Here is a 16,179-nt window from a genome sequence, read left to right on the forward strand (position 1 = left end):
TACGGCTATTATCCAAATAACCCTTCGTTGTTATTCAAGCAGCCCCTTCATTGTCATCCCAGTACTGGGATCCAGGAACCTGCGTCACGCGCTCTAATATGAAGAAATGCTAGTAACTTCCTGCTGTTCATTTATTGAGTTGACAATTGGTTTTTCTGCTCCATCAACTTTAGTACTAGGCTTTAGTAATTCATATGTAGCACAACCAACTACCAGTGCTGCTGCTGTAACTGCAACCACTGCTATAACGATAGGTATCAACTGAGCTGTAATTGTTCCAGTTGTAAAAAGTGCCACTGCTATAGCAGTGCCTAATAATGTATTCACTCCACCAGCAATCATTGCCTTATTACGTGCTTTCACAAAAGAACCTCCTCTTGCGTCTAATAGAGCTTTTACTACGTCTTGATTCTTAGCATAACCTTCAGCATAATCTAAAGGAGTCTTTCCATATCGATCTACTGCGTTAACATTTGCTCCTTTTTCTAGTAAAAGGTTTACTATATCTACGTGACCATTCCCAGCAGCTAAATGTAAAGGAGTCCTACTTTCACTATTTACTGCATTAACATGTGCTCCTTTTTCGAGTAAAACCTCTACTACACTTGCGTGACCATTCCTAGCAGCGAAATGCAAAGGAGTCGCATCACGCCAACCTTTCTCATTAACATTTGCTCCTTTTTCTAGTAAAAGGTTTACTATATCTACGTGACCATTCCCAGCAGCTAAATGTAAAGGAGTCCTCCTTTCACTATTTACTGCATTAACATGTGCTCCTTTTTCGAGTAAAACCTCTACTATATTTGCTCGACCATGAAGAGCAGCGACATTTAAAGGAGTCCACCCTTCAATATCTACTGCATTAACATTTGCTTCTTCTTGGATTAAAACCTCTACTGTCTTTTTGTGACCATTCCCAGCAGCGAAATGCAAAGGAGTCGCATCACGCCAACCTTTCTCATCAACATTTGCTCCTTTTTCGAGTAAAACCTTTACTATATTTGCTCGACCATGAAAAGCAGCGACATTTAAAGGAGTCCACCCTTCAATATCTACTGCGTTAACATTTGCTCCTTTTTCTAGTAAAAGGTTTACTATATCTACGTGACCATTCCTAGCAGCGAAATGCAAAGGAGTCGCATCACGCCAACCTTTCTCATCAACATTTGCTCCTTTTTCGAGTAAAACCTTTACTACATCTACGTGAACATTCTTAGCAGCTATCATTAATAACGTCAATTTTTCATATGCGGGAATATAAAATACATAATTTACATCAAATTTACCTTTCTTCCACTCTTGATATAGACCTTGATCCTGTTTTTCTAGTTCTGTTTTTATTTCCTCAATTATATTATCTTTATTTAAGCCTTCCTTAACCTCAATCGTCCTCAGTACTTTTTCCAGTGACTCATATCCTCCTGTCATAATTCTACCTTCAATATTAAACAATATGTTTAATTATTACATAATTATGATGAAAAGTCAACTCAAATAAGCTAATAACCGGGATTGTGAATAGTAAATTAGATTCAAATAGCCTCTTTGGTGTCATCCGAGTAGCTTGACACTGGAATCTAACTAAGTTGGTAAACACGAAAGCGCTTTTTTTGACGGAATTGCACAAAAAAACTGGATGCCAGTGTCAGCTACTTGCATGACATCATCTTTTTTATCAGGTGCATATGAAACCAGTGCTTTCTTGTCATCCCAGTACTCCTTATTCTTGTCATTCGAGTAACCCCTTCAGTGTCATCCAAGTAGCTGACACTGGGATCCAGAACAGGTAATAAGAAGCACTGAAATGACATCTCTATAGAACTCCTAACCAATCAAAAATATTAAGAAATTTACCAAGCAAAAAAAGGCAAAAGAATCCCCCAGTAGTGAGTTTTAACCCTATAATAATGTAAATCGGCATTGTAATAATGTGCTAACGCTTATTTAAAGCGCGTTTTGGCTGAATGTAGAAAAAATAAAAAAGACATGCAGCCGCTATAATTTTATGTAATCTGCCAATATATACCTGAGTTTTTTACTGAATTTTTGTTGTTAAATCTGCAGAGATTAAAAACAAGGATAAATACTCTTATTGTCATGATAAGAAGACTGATGAGGTTTGTCAAGTTGACTCTATTGCATATCCTTATAAGTAAATTAATGTTATCCTTAACTATTGCTAATCTAAAATTTTTTATGTTCATACACTTACGTGTTCATAGCGTTTATTCTCTGCTTGAAAGTTCGGTTAAAATTGAGGAGCTGATTGGTCTTTGTTTGCAGAACAAAATGCCGGCAGTTGCAGTTACTGATTCAGGCAACTTATTTGGCTCACTTGAATTTGCAGAATATGCAGCAAATAAGGGAATACAGCTAATAGTAGGATGCAATATTATCGTTCGACACTTAGAACAAAATTTATCAATACTCCTACTTGCAAAAAATGAACAAGGGTACACTAATTTAGTCACTTTGGTGAGTGAGTCTTTTAAAAAGCGCAAAAATAGCAGCGATATTCCCTACGTTGATTTTGATGAGCTATTAAGTTTTAATACAGGTCTAATCGCCTTAACTGGTGGATGTTTGGCTCAACTGTTATTGGAGCAAGACAAAGAAACGGTTGAAAAACTGCTTTCAGCATTCGATGGTCATTTATATGTTGAATTGCAGCGTCATGGGCTGAATAAAGAGCTAGAGCTTGAAGAAGCTTTAATAGATTTTGCTTATCAGCGCAATATACCACTAGTGGCAACGAATGATGTGTTTTTTTCAAATAGATCTGATTATGAAGCTTATGATATATTAACGTGCATATCGGAGGGCAGTTATGCCCTGGAGAATAACAGAAAGAAGTTAACTACCGAGCATTACTTCAAATCTGTGGCAGAAATGGAGGAACTGTTCAGCGACATTCCCGAAGCAATTTATAACACTTTAGTGATAGCTAAGCGGTGCTCTTACATGCCAAGAAGCAGGCAGCCTATCTTGCCTAAATTTCCTTGTCGAGAAAATAAAACTGAGAATGAAGAACTGAGGGAGCAGGCAGTTGCAGGATTAGAATTCCGCATTGCAAATGAAACGGACATAGACCTTAAACAATACTACGATCGGCTGAATTACGAACTAAGCGTAATAACTTCGATGAACTACGCTGGCTACTTTTTGATAGTTTCTGATTTCATTCGTTGGAGCAAAGCAAATGGCATTCCAGTTGGACCGGGAAGAGGTTCTGGTGCTGGATCAATTGTTGCTTGGAGCTTGCAGATTACAGATCTTGATCCAATAAAATTTGGTCTGATCTTTGAAAGATTTTTAAATCCTGATCGTGTATCGATGCCTGACTTTGATATCGATTTCTGCCAAGAGAAAAGGGACCTGGTTATTGATTATGTTCAGAAAAAGTACGGTTATGTTGCTCAAATAATCACTTTTGGAAAATTGCAAGCAAGGGCAGTATTGCGTGATGTTGGTAGAGTATTGCAAATGCCTTACTCTCAAGTGGATAAAATATCTAAAATGGTTCCATTTAATCCAGTAAATCCTGTAACTTTATCGCAAGCGATAGAGTTTGATCAAAATCTTCAGAAAGAAAGGGATAGTGATGAAGTAATTGCCAAACTTCTTGATATATCTCTAAAGCTCGAAGGAATATATCGTCACGTTTCAACTCATGCTGCTGGAATTGTAATATGCGATCAAAAATTAGAAAATTTTGTTCCCGTCTATTATGATCCAAATTCGGCTCTGCCAATCACTCAATACAGCATGAAATATGTAGAGAAAGCTGGGTTAATAAAATTTGATTTTCTTGGACTTGGTACGCTAACACTAATAGATCATGTATGTCGTTTAATTAATCGTGATAAAAAAAAATTTGATATTTCCTCAGTTTCTTTGATTGATCAAAGAACCTATGAAATGCTCTCAAGAGGTGATTCAATCGGAGTGTTTCAGCTTGAAAGTTCGGGAATGAGAGAAGCTTTAATAAAACTAAAGCCAGACTGCATTGAAGATATCATCGCTTTAATTTCTCTTTATCGCCCAGGGCCTATGGATAACATTCCAACTTATGTTGCAAGAAAGCATGGACTTGAAAAGCCAGATTACATTCATCCATTGCTTGAGGAGGTGTTAAAAGAAACATTCGGAGTAATAATCTACCAAGAACAGGTAATGGAAATAGCGCGTATTCTCTCTGGATATAGCTTAGCAGAGGCGGATTTACTCAGACGTGCCATGGGTAAGAAAATTAAGGCAGAGATGGATAAACAACGTGAACTTTTTGTTCAAGGAGCAACAAAAAACGGTGTTGATTACGACAGGGCAAGTTATATTTTTGATCTTGTTGCAAAATTTGCTGGTTATGGATTTAATAAATCCCACGCTGCAGCATATGCGATTATATCTTACCAAACAGCTTACCTTAAGGCTAACTACCCGCTAGAATTTTTTACGGCCTTGATGAATCTCAACATTGATGATAGAGACAAACTGAATTTGTTTTATCATGCTGCAAAATTCAGTGGAGTTGCTGTTCTTTCGCCTGATATCAGCAAATCTAAGGCTGAATTTTCAATAGGGGGTGAGCACATACGCTACGGAATTGCTGCTTTGCGTAATGTTGGTTTTGCTATAGCAGAAGGAATAGTAAATGCACGCTCAAGTTCTTATAAGGACATATGGGAATTCATTCAAAATTTGGGGCATATAATAAATAAAAGGGCATTAGAAAGTTTAATTAAATCTGGAACATTCGATAGTGTGCACAAAAATAGAAAGCAGTTATACGAGTCAATAGACACATTGATTTACTTTGCAAATAAAAATAGGCAGTCAAATCAAGCTGCTTTATTTGGTCATCTTGATATTCTGAAGCCAAAACTTGAGAACGTGGAAGATTTTAATGAAGAGGAAAAATTAGAGCATGAGTTATTTTCATTGGGATTTTACTTAACTAATCATCCACTTGAAAAGTTTAGAACTCTCTTGAAAAAATTAAATATTGGGTTTATCGGAGAGAGTAAAACGATAAAAACTGCTGGTGTAATATTAAATGTGCGTATGAGAACCTCAGAACGTGGAAGATTTGTTATACTAACACTTTCTGATCCCCACAATGTTTCTGAAATAGCATTCTACAATAATGAAATAATAGAAGAAAAAAGGAATCTATTTTCACCTGGAGCATTTGTGATAATTGATCTTGAAATTTCAGAAAACACAACGAGACTATCAGGAAAGGACATATCTGAATTTACAGAAAAGGTTACTTCTCTAATGAAAGGATTAGTTTTAACTGCTGTATGTTCAGATTCGCAAAAAGTTGCTGAGGAGTTGAATGCAGTGTTGAAAAATGGAGGCAAAACCAAAATAATGCTAAAGTTTCTTCTCGAAAAACATAAAGTCAGCATCTTGTTGCCAGGTACATATTCAATCACCCCCAAAGCTATTTATGAAATATCTCACTTAAGTTGGATTGAAGACGTAGAAATTAATACAAATAACTTGCTTATATAAAAAAGTTTTATATAATTAAAGTGTTTAATTGATATTAAAGGAAGATATAGTGAATCTCTATGAATTTACTTTTATAGCACAACCGAACTTATTGCAGCAAGAAGTAGAAGAAATGGTCCAAGAATTGGCTATTTTGTTGAAAAATATTAAAGCAGATGTTATTTCTCAGGAGGTTAAAGGTCTCATAGAAAGAGAACATAGCACAGTTACAAAACAAGAGCTAGAGGCAAGTACCGAAAGCATTAAAAAAAGTCTGATTGTTTACTCTGATTTTTTGGAAACTCTGACAAAAATTTTGTGGGTTGAATTGGAAGAAGATTTTTCAAATTTAAAAGAAATAAAGTCAAGAATCGATAAAGAATTGAAAAATGAACTAAGTGATACGGGAATAAAACAAAATTTTATGGACCTTCCAGGAGCTAACATTAAAAGTGCATTTATCTATAATGTAGTAAATGCTTTTAAGGAAAATATTTCACAACATCTAATAAAGCCCCTTCAAGAGGTTTTAAAAAGTTTTAAAATAGTAGACTCAAATCAATTGAATAAAACGCTGGAAGTGCTTTTGAAAAATATTGAAGCTTCAGGATTGATAAAATATGAATATTGGGGTCTATTGGATTTTGCATACCCAATAAATAAGATGAAAAGTGGTCATTACTGTATGATGTGTATAAGTTTTACTTCAAGCATTATGGATGAATTTGAGCGTAGAGTAAAACTGAATGAGAATATTATTCGCCACTTGTCTGTACGGGTTAATGAGTTTTTTAAAGGTAAATCTTACATGATGGATAAACAAATTGAGGAGAAAAGTGCATAATGATGAAAAGACGAAATAGTTTTAATAATTCTTACGTGTCTGTAAATAACAGAACTGGCTTTAGGCGTCCTAAGGTCTGTCCTCTTGCTGCATCTAAAGATGAGGACATAGACTATAAGAATATAGATTTATTGTCCAAATTCACCTCTGACTATGGTAGAATATTACCTAGAAGGTTAACAGGTGTGTGCGCAAGAAAACAAAGAAAGTTGCGCTTAGCAATTATAAGAGCACGCTTTTTAGCTCTTGCTCCTTACTGTACTAAAAAAGTTAGGTAATTTATGTTAATAATTTTAAAGGAAAATATAACAACTTTAGGTAAGCTTGGTGAAGTTGTCAAAGTTAAGCCAGGTTATGCACGTAATTTTCTTTTTCCACAAAAAAAGGCGATGAAAGCCACTAAGGAAAATTTAATAAAGTTAGAGGAACAGCGTTTATTATTGGAAGAAGAAAATACCAAAAAATTAAATGCAGCAAAAGTGCTTGCATCATCACTGCATGATAAATTTATTATATTAATAAAGCAAGCTTCAGAGGATGGAAAGATTTTTGGCTCTGTAACCACACGTGAAATTGCAAAAACTTTATTACAAGAAGGATATGATATAAGTCATCATAGTTTATCTTTGGGTGGAATAAGCATCAAAAATTTGGGCGAGTATCAAGTGAATATAGAATTACATAGTAAAGTGATAGTGCCAATTACTATATACGTTGTCAGATCTGAGAAAGATGCACATGAATTAAGGCAAGCAAAGTTGCAAAATCAGAAATCTGAGCAACAAGAGGCAGAGCAAGATGCGAGTAAAGAAGCTACTGATGCTGATGATAGCTGATCAAAGATGATCCCTTGTTATAGTCGTAAAGAAATGTCTTCCATTGCTAAGCTGGTATCATCCCAGTGCTCCCCTCATGTCATTCCAGTGCATGACACTGGAATGACACCATTATTGGAATAAATCAAAAATGATTCCACGCTATAGCCGCAAAGAAATCTCTTCTATTTGGGAAGAAAAAAATAAGTTCAACATATGGCTCAAAATAGAAAAATTAGCATGTGAAGCTCAAGCAAAATTAAAAGTTATTCCAAATGATGTTGCTGAAAAGCTCTCTGGTGCTATTGAATTTGATATTGAGCGTATTAACGAAATTGAATCCATTGTAAAACATGATGTTATAGCCTTTTTGACATATATTGCTGAAAAAGCGGGAGTTGACGTTCGTTATCTCCATTACGGAATGACAAGTTCTGATGTTTTAGATACATGCTTTGCAGTGCAGTTGAAAGAGTCATGTGATATTTTACTCAAGAATCTAAAAAATTTACTTATAGTATTGAAAAAAAAAGCTGAGGACTATAAAGATATTGTTTGTGTTGGGCGCAGTCATGGAATGCATGCAGAACCAATAACTCTTGGATTAAAATTTGCTAGATTTTATGCTGAATTTAAACGCAATTATCAGAGATTAATTAGCGCGCAAAAAGAGATCTCAATTTGTAAAATATCAGGTGCAGTAGGTAATTTTACAAATATTAATCCATTTGTTGAAGAGTATGTAGCGAAAGAAATGGGACTCATACCTGAAACCATATCGTCTCAAGTCATCCCTCGTGATAGACATGCCATGTTCTTTTCAATTTTGGGAGTAATTGCAAGCTCAATAGAAAATATTGCAATTGAGATTCGTCATTTGCAAAGAACTGAAGTCGGCGAAATCTCTGAATATTTTTCCACTGGACAGAAGGGAAGTTCTGCTATGCCGCATAAGTGTAATCCTATTTTAAGTGAGAATTTGACTGGGCTCTCACGCTTAGTACGCAGCTACGTTTTTCCTGCATTAGAAAATGTTGCATTATGGCACGAACGAGATATATCGCACTCGTCTGTGGAAAGGTGCATTGCTCCTGATGCTTGTATAGCAATGGATTTTGCTTTAGTACGATTAACAGATTTGATAGATAAATTGGTGATCAATAAGGAAAATATTGAAAAGAACTTAAATTCTTCAAAAGGCTTGGTTTTTTCACAACGAGTATTACTCGAGTTGGTAAATAGTGGTTTGGCGAGGGAAGAGGCGTATAAAATTGTTCAGAGCAATGCAATGAAAGTGAAACAAAACAATAGTGATTTTCTGGCCGAACTGAAACAAGATAAATCCTTACTTGAAGTTATTAACTCTAAAAAACTTGAATCTTTGTTTGATTTGAAGTATTATACGAAGCATGTAGATCATATATATAGCAAGGTTTTTAATGAGGCTGAGTAGCTCAGTGGTAGAGCAGGAGGATCATAATCTCTTGGTCGGGGGTTCAAATCCCTCCTCAGCCACTCAAGCTAAGCTATGGTTTGGCGATAGCAGCGCATTTGACAAAATAACGTGATTCATTGTCAATTAACTGAAGTCTTTTTTCAGTTGTTCATATAGTATATGGAATAATGTATGTGAAGTGATAAAGATACAACATTTGTTGTATCTATTCAGGGGAATGGCTAATGGTATCCGTTCAAGAAAGTGGTAAGGTAGATGAGAAAAGACAACTAAATGAATTTCATCCGAGTAGCTGACACTGACATCTATATAAAGACAATCTAATGCACTCATTTAAAGTGAAGTTTTCTGGATCCCAGTGTCTAGGCACTGGGATGAAAAGAGTTGACTTGAATGACACCGAATAGGCACTGGGACAGAGGCTACTTGAATAATATTTCACCATGTCATTCCAGCACTTGATGCTGGAATGGCTTTGTTGCACCACTCAAGGAAAGAACAGGCAGTTACTGATGGAATTTGTTATAAAATAGATATTTAGCCGACAAAGGAAAAATATGCCAATAAGAATGAAAGTCAGTAACTGCAATGAATATAACAAATTTCTTCAAGAAAGGGGAAATGTTTTTCATTATATCAACGATGCCATTGAAAATTGGTACGAAAATAGTCCAAAAGTAGCAGGTGGCAACAATGTCTACAGCGACAAAGTAGTGATTCTAATTCACATAATAACCTATCTATTCAGGATTGGTCTTAGGCAAACAGTGGGATTTATAGAGAAATATCTTGAGCAAATAGGGAAAATTTTGCAAATTATCAGCTATTCGCAGGCTTCAAGAAGGTTTAAAAAGCTTAATATCAAAATCAACGACTGCAGAGTTGATAAGAACGATATGGAAGATATTGAAATTGCTATAGATAGTACAGGTATCAGCATCTACAATAATATTCCAGGCCATAGTAAGGCAAATGGTACAGATAGAAAGTATCGCCGCTATGAGCAAACAAGATGTAATGCTAGAGATAGGTAGTAAAAAAGTTATAGCTGCAAAATACAGTAGTGGAGTTTATTCCGACCACTATGGAGCCTGTGATCTTATTGAAAGAGTGGATACCAAGTATAACATAAGCACGATATATGCAGATAGATCGAAAGAAGTTATACAAACTGTGCGATGAGCTTGACATAAAGACAAGGATTCCTCCGCAAAATAATGCAGTAGAGCATCCAAAGTTGGATTATATGAATGAGAGAAATTCTACAATCAAGCTCATAAAGTCATATGATGAAGATGGTATGAAGAGGTGGAAAAAAGAGATAAATTATTGGAAGAGATCTTATATAGAAAGTTTTTTCTCGCGACTGAAGCAAATATTTGGATTTAGTTTTAGGAATAAATCTGAGATTAATCGTGAGAAGGAACTGCTACTCAAGTGTTATTTGCTTAACAAATTTACTGAAATAGGCATGGCTAAGTTTGATATAGCTTCATGAATTTATTATACATTACCCACTATCCGAAGAGCTGTGCAACAAAGCCCGCTGGAATCCAGAAGTTTTTTGAGCACAAAAGTCATGCTAAGTTTTTGTTGTTAAGAAAGGCTGGATAGCTACTTGCATGACAAGAGGAGAACTACTGGGATGACAAGGGGAGAGCTACTAAATGACATCTTCAATTTCTATGTGTCAAGCACTGAAGAGGTCTCTCCTATTTTCTCTTGATGAATAAATCTAAGTAGAGTATAGTAAAAATGCATTTATGTAGCGATTAATGAGCAACTTAGTTTTAGTCTATATAACTTTTTCAAACCTGAAAGAGGCTAAGACTATTTCTGAAGAATTGTTAAACGAGAAGTTAATTGCATGTGTAAATATATTTCCCGAAGTAAATTCTCTGTATTTATGGGAAGGTAAAATTAATAGTAATTGTGAAATAGTGGCAATTATGAAGAGCAGGAATGATCAGACTGATAAGATTGTAGAAAAAATCGAGGCAATGCATTCTTATGATCAACCAGCCGTTGTGATAATACCCATAGGAAAAGCGAATAAATCTTTTACTAATTGGGTTAATAATGTTATTGATATAAACAATATTGGGGTGTAGCCAAGTGGTAAGGCAGCGGTTTTTGATACCGCCACGCGAAGGTTCGAATCCTTCCACCCCAGCTTTATTAAAGTGTGCGTGAAATGATATCACTTTTTTATAAATTAAGGTTATTTAATTATATACTGGGCAGCTTGAAAGATATAGTTGTCAAGCTATTTCTTTTCACTCTGTATCTTTATACATCGAGCATTATGCTCATGTTTCTCACCAGTGGCTTTTGGTATGCTGTAGAGTTTAGCTCTTTCAAAAATGCATTTTACCATTTGTATCAATATTTAAAATGGTATTATGAAAATAGAGATGATTTGGGTTATGGAGTTTCTATTAGAATATTAGTAGCGTTTCTTACTCCGCATTTTCTCTACAAATTATTTTCTGGCACAGGCTGGAAGTCTTTTTTCAAGGAGAAGATAGTTCAGATACTCAGCACAAGAAGAAAAATGAGTAATAAACCAAATGGCAGTAGTTATGGTTATAGTAATAAGAACAGTTACGGTAACAATAATCTTCAAGAGGCAGAACGGAAAGTGAATATGATAAAGCAGCTATTAATCCAAGATATAGATGAAGCTATAGAAAAAAGATTAAATGATATTTTTCTTGGTGAGAGGGGTAAACCTCATTAAAAGGGCTTTATCTTTTTTAGAATTGGCTGTATTTTGTTTTTTACGTATAATGGATCGCAATCAGCCAGTATACATGTTTCAACAAAATCTTGACTGAAGTCTGATAGCCAGGAAATTGCTTTACGTTTCTCTACCAAGCTTTCTGTTTTTTTACAGTTACTTGCTGCATCAATCATTGCCTGTGATATCACTGATTGCCACAGTATGCAGTACCTTTGTATATCATCTAAAGTGCTATTTGCTTCGTGATGGTGAAAAAATTCTTTGAAATTGAAGTTATTTGACATTATGTACCTCTTTAAGTTGAAAATTAGAATTTGAAGTAGTGCGAAAGTTGTCTTGCTGAAGCGAGTAGCCTTTATGACAGTCAGACCGGGTTTTATGTGAGCTATAAATGTTTAAGAAATTATATCTGTTCAGATCTATGTGAAACCAGTGCTTCTTTTCTTGTTATCCGAGCTGGGATCCAGGTTGACAAAAGCGCTTTACAACGTTTTGTGTACAAAAGCCAGTGTTGCATGACACTATTTGTTCTTACACCCTTTTTGTCTATCTTATTTTGTCACTCTGCTGAACAGATAATTTTCGCCAATAAGCTTTCTACTGAATTTTTGTTATTAAGCTCGCACAGATCAAAGACAAGTTTTGAGTCAAAAATACCCTTAATATTATAATAAGGGGTTGGTAAAATGTGTCTAGTAAGTTTCTTCTCTATGCAACTGCACCTCAAGCTAATAATGGACCATCAGGCGTATTACCAATTACATTGATTTGGTTTAATATTTTATTAGTGGGGTAAAAATAATTTTTTATAAACTCCTTATATATAGCTGTTAATTTATGTATATCGTCTATTGATACGCATTCATTTACCTGATGTGCGGTTTTGTTGATCATACCAAATTCAATTACTGGACAAATATCTTTAATAAACGCAGCATCAGATGTGCCACCATTTGTACTCAGCACAGCATCAATACCGGTAATTTTATTTATCGCATCAAGCATAATATCAGTATTTCTATCAGGAGTAGAGAGAAAAACGTCCCTGCTGCTCTGCATAGACAGTTTATAATCGTTAGTCACATTGGTGCATATTGCATCAATCATCTTATATAAAACGTCCGGTGTTTGTGTATTGTTATATCGAACATTAAAACCTGCTGCTATTGAACTAGGTATTAGATTATTAGTATTATTTCCAACGTCGATAGTAGTAATTTCGCAATGTGAAGGCTGAAAGTATTTATTACCAGTATCAAAAGTGGTATCTTTTATCTTACTTAGTATCGATACCATTTTATATATTGGATTATCTGCTAGATCTGGGTAGGCAACGTGCCCTTGTTTACCATGGCAAATCAATTTAAATGTTGCAGAACCTCTTCTACCTATTTTTATGGTATCACCTAATTTCTCACTACTCGTTGGTTCTCCAACTATACAAAAATCTATCTTTTTTTGCTTACTTTTCATCCATTCCAAAACGGCCTTTGTTCCATGTTCTTCCGTGCTTTCTTCAGCACCGGTAATCAATGCACTGATTGAACCACTGAATCGAAACTTACCTGCAACTGAATCTACGATAGCAGCAATAAATGCAGCTACTCCGCCTTTCATATCAGCTGCTCCTCTTCCGTATAGCATTCCATTTCTAACTTCTGGCTTAAATGGATCAGATATCCAATCTTTTAACTCACCTGGTGGTACAACATCAACATGTCCAGCAAAACACAAGTTTGGTACTCCATTTATATATTTCGCATAAAGATTTTTAACTTTATCACCAAACTCTAAAATCTCACATTCAAAACCACTTTTCTTAAGAATGGCTGCTATATGCTCTATTGCCCCATCGTCTTTTGGTGTTATACTTTTAAAAGAAATTAATTTCTTAGTTAGTTCTACAGGGTCAATCTTCATATCAATCTTGAAATACTAACATTACCGTATTGTAAACATTCTATGCGATATTTAAAACAAATATTACAGCACACAGAACAAGTTCTTATTAGGGAAGTTGCTGATAATATCTATGAAATATGTAGACAATATGGAAATGACATTTTTCTGATTGCAGATGAAAATACAGCAAAACTTTTAAACAAAAACATACTTAATAAAGTTTCTCATTTAATTATTCCAGCCACACCTGTCATTCCAGCGCGTGACTATGATGGATCGCAGTGTCACGCTACTTGGATGACACCAAATAGACTGAACAGCGCTGCTTCCCTCCAAACTGTAAACCTAGTTAGAAATAAAGCAAAAGATAGTGACTTAATGGTTGCATTTGGTAGTGGCACTGTTAATGATATCTGCAAATATGCAAGCTACCTCGAGAAAAAAGATTATATATCGTTCCCAACAGCCGCTTCCATGAATGGGTATAGCTCTGCAAACGCTTCAATATTAGTTGATGGATATAAAAAATCGTTCGGAGCACATCTTCCAAAGGCAATATACATTGATAACGATATAATTGCCAACGCACCACCACGCCTCACATTAAGTGGATTTGCAGATTTCATCTGCCGTTCAACAGTACAAGCCGATTGGCTATTATCTCATCTATTACTTGGCACAGAATATAATGAACTCCCCTTTAAACTTGTTCGCAATCTGGAGGAAATTTTGCTCAGAGAACACTTGGCACTTGCTAAAAAAGATAAAAGAGTAGTTTTATTACTTATGGAAGCCTTATTGATTTCAGGACTTGGAATGGTGATGTCAAAAGGCAGCTACTCTGCAAGCCAAGGAGAACATATGATAGCTCATGCAATGGAGACGGTAACAAAAGATTATTCCTCCTCGTTACATGGCGAAAAAATTGCTGTTACGACGATTACTATGGCTAACTTGCAAGAGGAGATATTGTCAATACAAAACCCGATTACCAAACCGATCACTTTAGATGTAAAACATATAACTCAGTGCTTTGGTAATACCGAATTTATAAAAATTCTAAAGCAGAAGCAAATTATGCAGCAAAAAATTCAAGAGATTATTTACAAAGAATGGAGTAATATTTCTAGTTTAATTAAGCAAAATTTACTATCTGCAAAACACCTGCAGAAAGTATTTGAAGATCTATCAATTCCGTACTTACCGGAGCATCTTAATTGGAACAAAGAGCAATATTGCAAGGTAGTCAATCTTACATTTGCAACAAGAGATAGATTCACCTTTCTTGACCTGGCTGGTTGTATAGAAAAAAGTTAGATTTTGTGTATTCGTTCAGTAGGGTAGCAAAATAAGATAGACAAAAACACAGTAACAAATGATGTCATGCAAGTAGCTATCCAGCCTTTCTTAACAACAAAAACTTAGCATGACTTTTGTGCTCAAAAAACTTCTGGATTCCAGCATCAAGTGCTGGAATGACATGGTAAAATATTATTCAAGTAGCCTCTGTCCCAATACCTATTCGGTGTCATTCAAGTCAACTCTTTTCTTGTCATCCCAGTGCCTAGACACTGGGATCCAGAAAACTTCACTTTAAATGAGTGCATTAGATTGTCTTTATATAGATGCCAGTATCAGCTACTCGGATGAAATTCATTTAGTCTTCTTTTCTCTTTTTCTTATTTTACTACTCTGATGAACGGATACAAAAAAAACTCATGCACCTTGATGTAAGTAGATCTTGCAAGCATTTTAAGATTGCCGGTTCACTAGTTAACATAGAAAAAGCTCAACAAAATTATAAGAATAGTATATAATTGAAAATATTTAATAGTGAAAATAATGCCTAACACTAAAGAAAAAGAAATACATCTTATATTCTTTCATGGGTTAGGGGATAATTATAAAAATGCAACTACATTCTGTAAAGATATGCAATCTGAGCTCATGCACCACCATGATATACCTAATTTTCACACTCATGCACACAAATACCCGGCTGCATTTCAAAATTATAGTAACTTATGCCTTAACCAGCTTCGTATGCTTACTAGCATCAATATTGCCACCTACTGTCATACTGCTCACTAATCCAATAACAGCTAGAACAGCTGGATTGGCAGTCTTATCAGCTTCAGCTTGTGTTTTTTTATCTATATTCCTACTCATGATTCCGTTTCTAAATAAGGATCAAAAGTTATTCAAGTCTTCAATAGAGCAAATTGATCAACTAATATATCAAGGTGTAAAACCCGAAAATATTATACTTTTCGGTCATTCTTTTGGAGGAGCAGTTGCATCGGAAGTATCAAGGCATTTTGCGAATAGAGATGTTAAACTTGGAGGAATCGTCTTCACTAGCACTTTTAGTTCTTTTCATACAGCAATAGAGCATTTTCCAATGCCTCAAACGAAAATTTTGAGTATACTGCCTTTATTCCTACTAAAAAGAATACTAAAAGCCTTCGCTTTAGACTTTGATATAGCAGATAATTTGCAAAAGTCACAAAATGAAAAAACGCCAATAGTAATTATTAATCACGCAAGAGACACATTAATACCACTGCCTGCACAATTGGTAAATGCGATAAGAGGTGATCAATTATTAAATGGTAATCCGATTAAGATTCGTGATGATCTGTTTATATATGGAGATGATCCTCATAACAGTGTTTTGGATAGTGGCACACTGACTGAAGAATTAAGAGAAATGGTACTTAGTAAAGTTACGTCTAGAACGCGTTAACTTTTTTGCTGCTTTTTTTTTGGCTAAGGTCACACTTCATTATGCATTAAATTGTATTCATCTATTCAGGGAATTTGCTAATGTGAAAGCCAGTGCTTCCTTTCTTGCGATGTAGCTGTACAGAAATTGAAGATGTCATTTAGTAGCTCTCCCCTCTTATTTAAGTAGCTAACACTG

15 protein-coding genes and 2 tRNA genes are annotated in these 16,179 nt (G+C 35.1%); 13 read left to right on the top strand and 4 right to left on the bottom strand.

Going from position 1 to position 16,179, the window contains the following annotated elements; genetic code table 11:
* Positions 1-93 precede the first annotated feature (93 nt).
* The gene (locus ABWU65_RS03465) at positions 94-1,428 is read right to left on the bottom strand and encodes an ankyrin repeat domain-containing protein (protein ID WP_353280305.1); all 1,335 of its coding nucleotides are present in this window, start codon (positions 1,426-1,428) and stop codon (positions 94-96) included.
* A 768-nt stretch (positions 1,429-2,196) separates the two neighbouring features.
* Here ABWU65_RS03465 and dnaE point away from each other — a divergent pair.
* The 11 genes from dnaE to ABWU65_RS03525 all read left to right on the top strand — a co-directional run bounded on the left by dnaE (position 2,197) and on the right by ABWU65_RS03525 (position 11,351).
* Entirely contained in the window at positions 2,197-5,517 is a 3,321-nt protein-coding gene (gene dnaE / locus ABWU65_RS03470) for a DNA polymerase III subunit alpha (protein ID WP_012481876.1), read from the top strand.
* 49 nt (positions 5,518-5,566) lie between these two features.
* Positions 5,567-6,340, top strand: coding sequence for a 30S ribosomal protein S6 (gene rpsF, locus ABWU65_RS03475; RefSeq protein WP_012481875.1), 774 nt, complete (start codon positions 5,567-5,569; stop codon positions 6,338-6,340).
* Positions 6,340-6,618: a 30S ribosomal protein S18 gene (gene rpsR / locus ABWU65_RS03480; protein WP_015587948.1), complete on the top strand. Its 279-nt coding sequence runs from the start codon at positions 6,340-6,342 to the stop codon at positions 6,616-6,618. The genes rpsF and rpsR overlap by 1 nt, the downstream gene beginning before the upstream one ends.
* 3 nt (positions 6,619-6,621) lie before the next feature.
* On the top strand, positions 6,622-7,176 hold the full coding sequence (gene rplI, locus ABWU65_RS03485; protein WP_019236699.1) for a 50S ribosomal protein L9: 555 nt from the start codon (positions 6,622-6,624) through the stop codon (positions 7,174-7,176).
* A 130-nt stretch (positions 7,177-7,306) separates the two neighbouring features.
* Entirely contained in the window at positions 7,307-8,608 is a 1,302-nt protein-coding gene (gene purB / locus ABWU65_RS03490) for an adenylosuccinate lyase (RefSeq protein ID WP_007302075.1), read from the top strand.
* A tRNA-Met gene (locus ABWU65_RS03495) sits at positions 8,599-8,670 on the top strand. The genes purB and ABWU65_RS03495 overlap by 10 nt, the downstream gene beginning before the upstream one ends.
* A 498-nt stretch (positions 8,671-9,168) precedes the next feature.
* Positions 9,169-9,645 carry a transposase gene (locus ABWU65_RS03505; protein ID WP_019236989.1) on the top strand — a complete coding sequence of 159 codons (477 nt, stop codon included), beginning with the start codon at positions 9,169-9,171 and terminating at the stop codon, positions 9,643-9,645.
* 107 nt (positions 9,646-9,752) lie between these two features.
* The gene (locus ABWU65_RS03510; RefSeq protein ID WP_007301972.1) at positions 9,753-10,109 is read left to right on the top strand and encodes a transposase; all 357 of its coding nucleotides are present in this window, start codon (positions 9,753-9,755) and stop codon (positions 10,107-10,109) included.
* 277 nt (positions 10,110-10,386) lie between these two features.
* Positions 10,387-10,722: a divalent-cation tolerance protein CutA gene (gene cutA, locus ABWU65_RS03515; RefSeq protein WP_082241857.1), complete on the top strand. Its 336-nt coding sequence runs from the start codon at positions 10,387-10,389 to the stop codon at positions 10,720-10,722.
* A tRNA-Gln gene (locus ABWU65_RS03520) sits at positions 10,713-10,784 on the top strand. Before cutA ends, ABWU65_RS03520 begins: the two co-directional genes overlap by 10 nt.
* A 138-nt stretch (positions 10,785-10,922) precedes the next feature.
* The gene (locus ABWU65_RS03525; RefSeq protein WP_227738357.1) at positions 10,923-11,351 is read left to right on the top strand and encodes a hypothetical protein; all 429 of its coding nucleotides are present in this window, start codon (positions 10,923-10,925) and stop codon (positions 11,349-11,351) included.
* Here ABWU65_RS03525 and ABWU65_RS03530 read toward each other — a convergent pair.
* Together ABWU65_RS03530 and dapE are read right to left on the bottom strand one after the other, a co-directional pair.
* Complete coding sequence (locus ABWU65_RS03530) at positions 11,348-11,638, bottom strand: hypothetical protein (RefSeq protein WP_007301973.1); 291 nt, start codon at positions 11,636-11,638, stop codon at positions 11,348-11,350. The two genes, ABWU65_RS03525 and ABWU65_RS03530, sit on opposite strands and share 4 nt — an antisense overlap.
* Positions 11,639-12,077: 439 nt before the next feature.
* Positions 12,078-13,274 carry a succinyl-diaminopimelate desuccinylase gene (gene dapE / locus ABWU65_RS03535; RefSeq protein ID WP_019236715.1) on the bottom strand — a complete coding sequence of 399 codons (1,197 nt, stop codon included), beginning with the start codon at positions 13,272-13,274 and terminating at the stop codon, positions 12,078-12,080.
* Between the two features lie 42 nt (positions 13,275-13,316).
* Here dapE and ABWU65_RS03540 point away from each other — a divergent pair, with 42 nt between their 5' ends.
* Complete coding sequence (locus tag ABWU65_RS03540; protein WP_353280306.1) at positions 13,317-14,573, top strand: iron-containing alcohol dehydrogenase; 1,257 nt, start codon at positions 13,317-13,319, stop codon at positions 14,571-14,573.
* 705 nt (positions 14,574-15,278) lie between these two features.
* On the opposite strand, the gene ABWU65_RS03550 is transcribed toward ABWU65_RS03540, so the two are convergent.
* Positions 15,279-15,425, bottom strand: a complete 147-nt coding sequence (locus ABWU65_RS03550; protein ID WP_179943643.1) for a hypothetical protein — start codon at positions 15,423-15,425, stop codon at positions 15,279-15,281.
* Here ABWU65_RS03550 and ABWU65_RS03555 point away from each other — a divergent pair.
* Positions 15,424-16,002, top strand: a complete 579-nt coding sequence (locus ABWU65_RS03555) for an alpha/beta hydrolase (protein WP_007302110.1) — start codon at positions 15,424-15,426, stop codon at positions 16,000-16,002. The genes ABWU65_RS03550 and ABWU65_RS03555 overlap by 2 nt on opposite strands.
* Positions 16,003-16,179: the final 177 nt, after the last annotated feature.

This window comes from Wolbachia endosymbiont (group B) of Silvanus unidentatus (assembly GCF_964028615.1).
Lineage (GTDB): Bacteria > Pseudomonadota > Alphaproteobacteria > Rickettsiales > Anaplasmataceae > Wolbachia.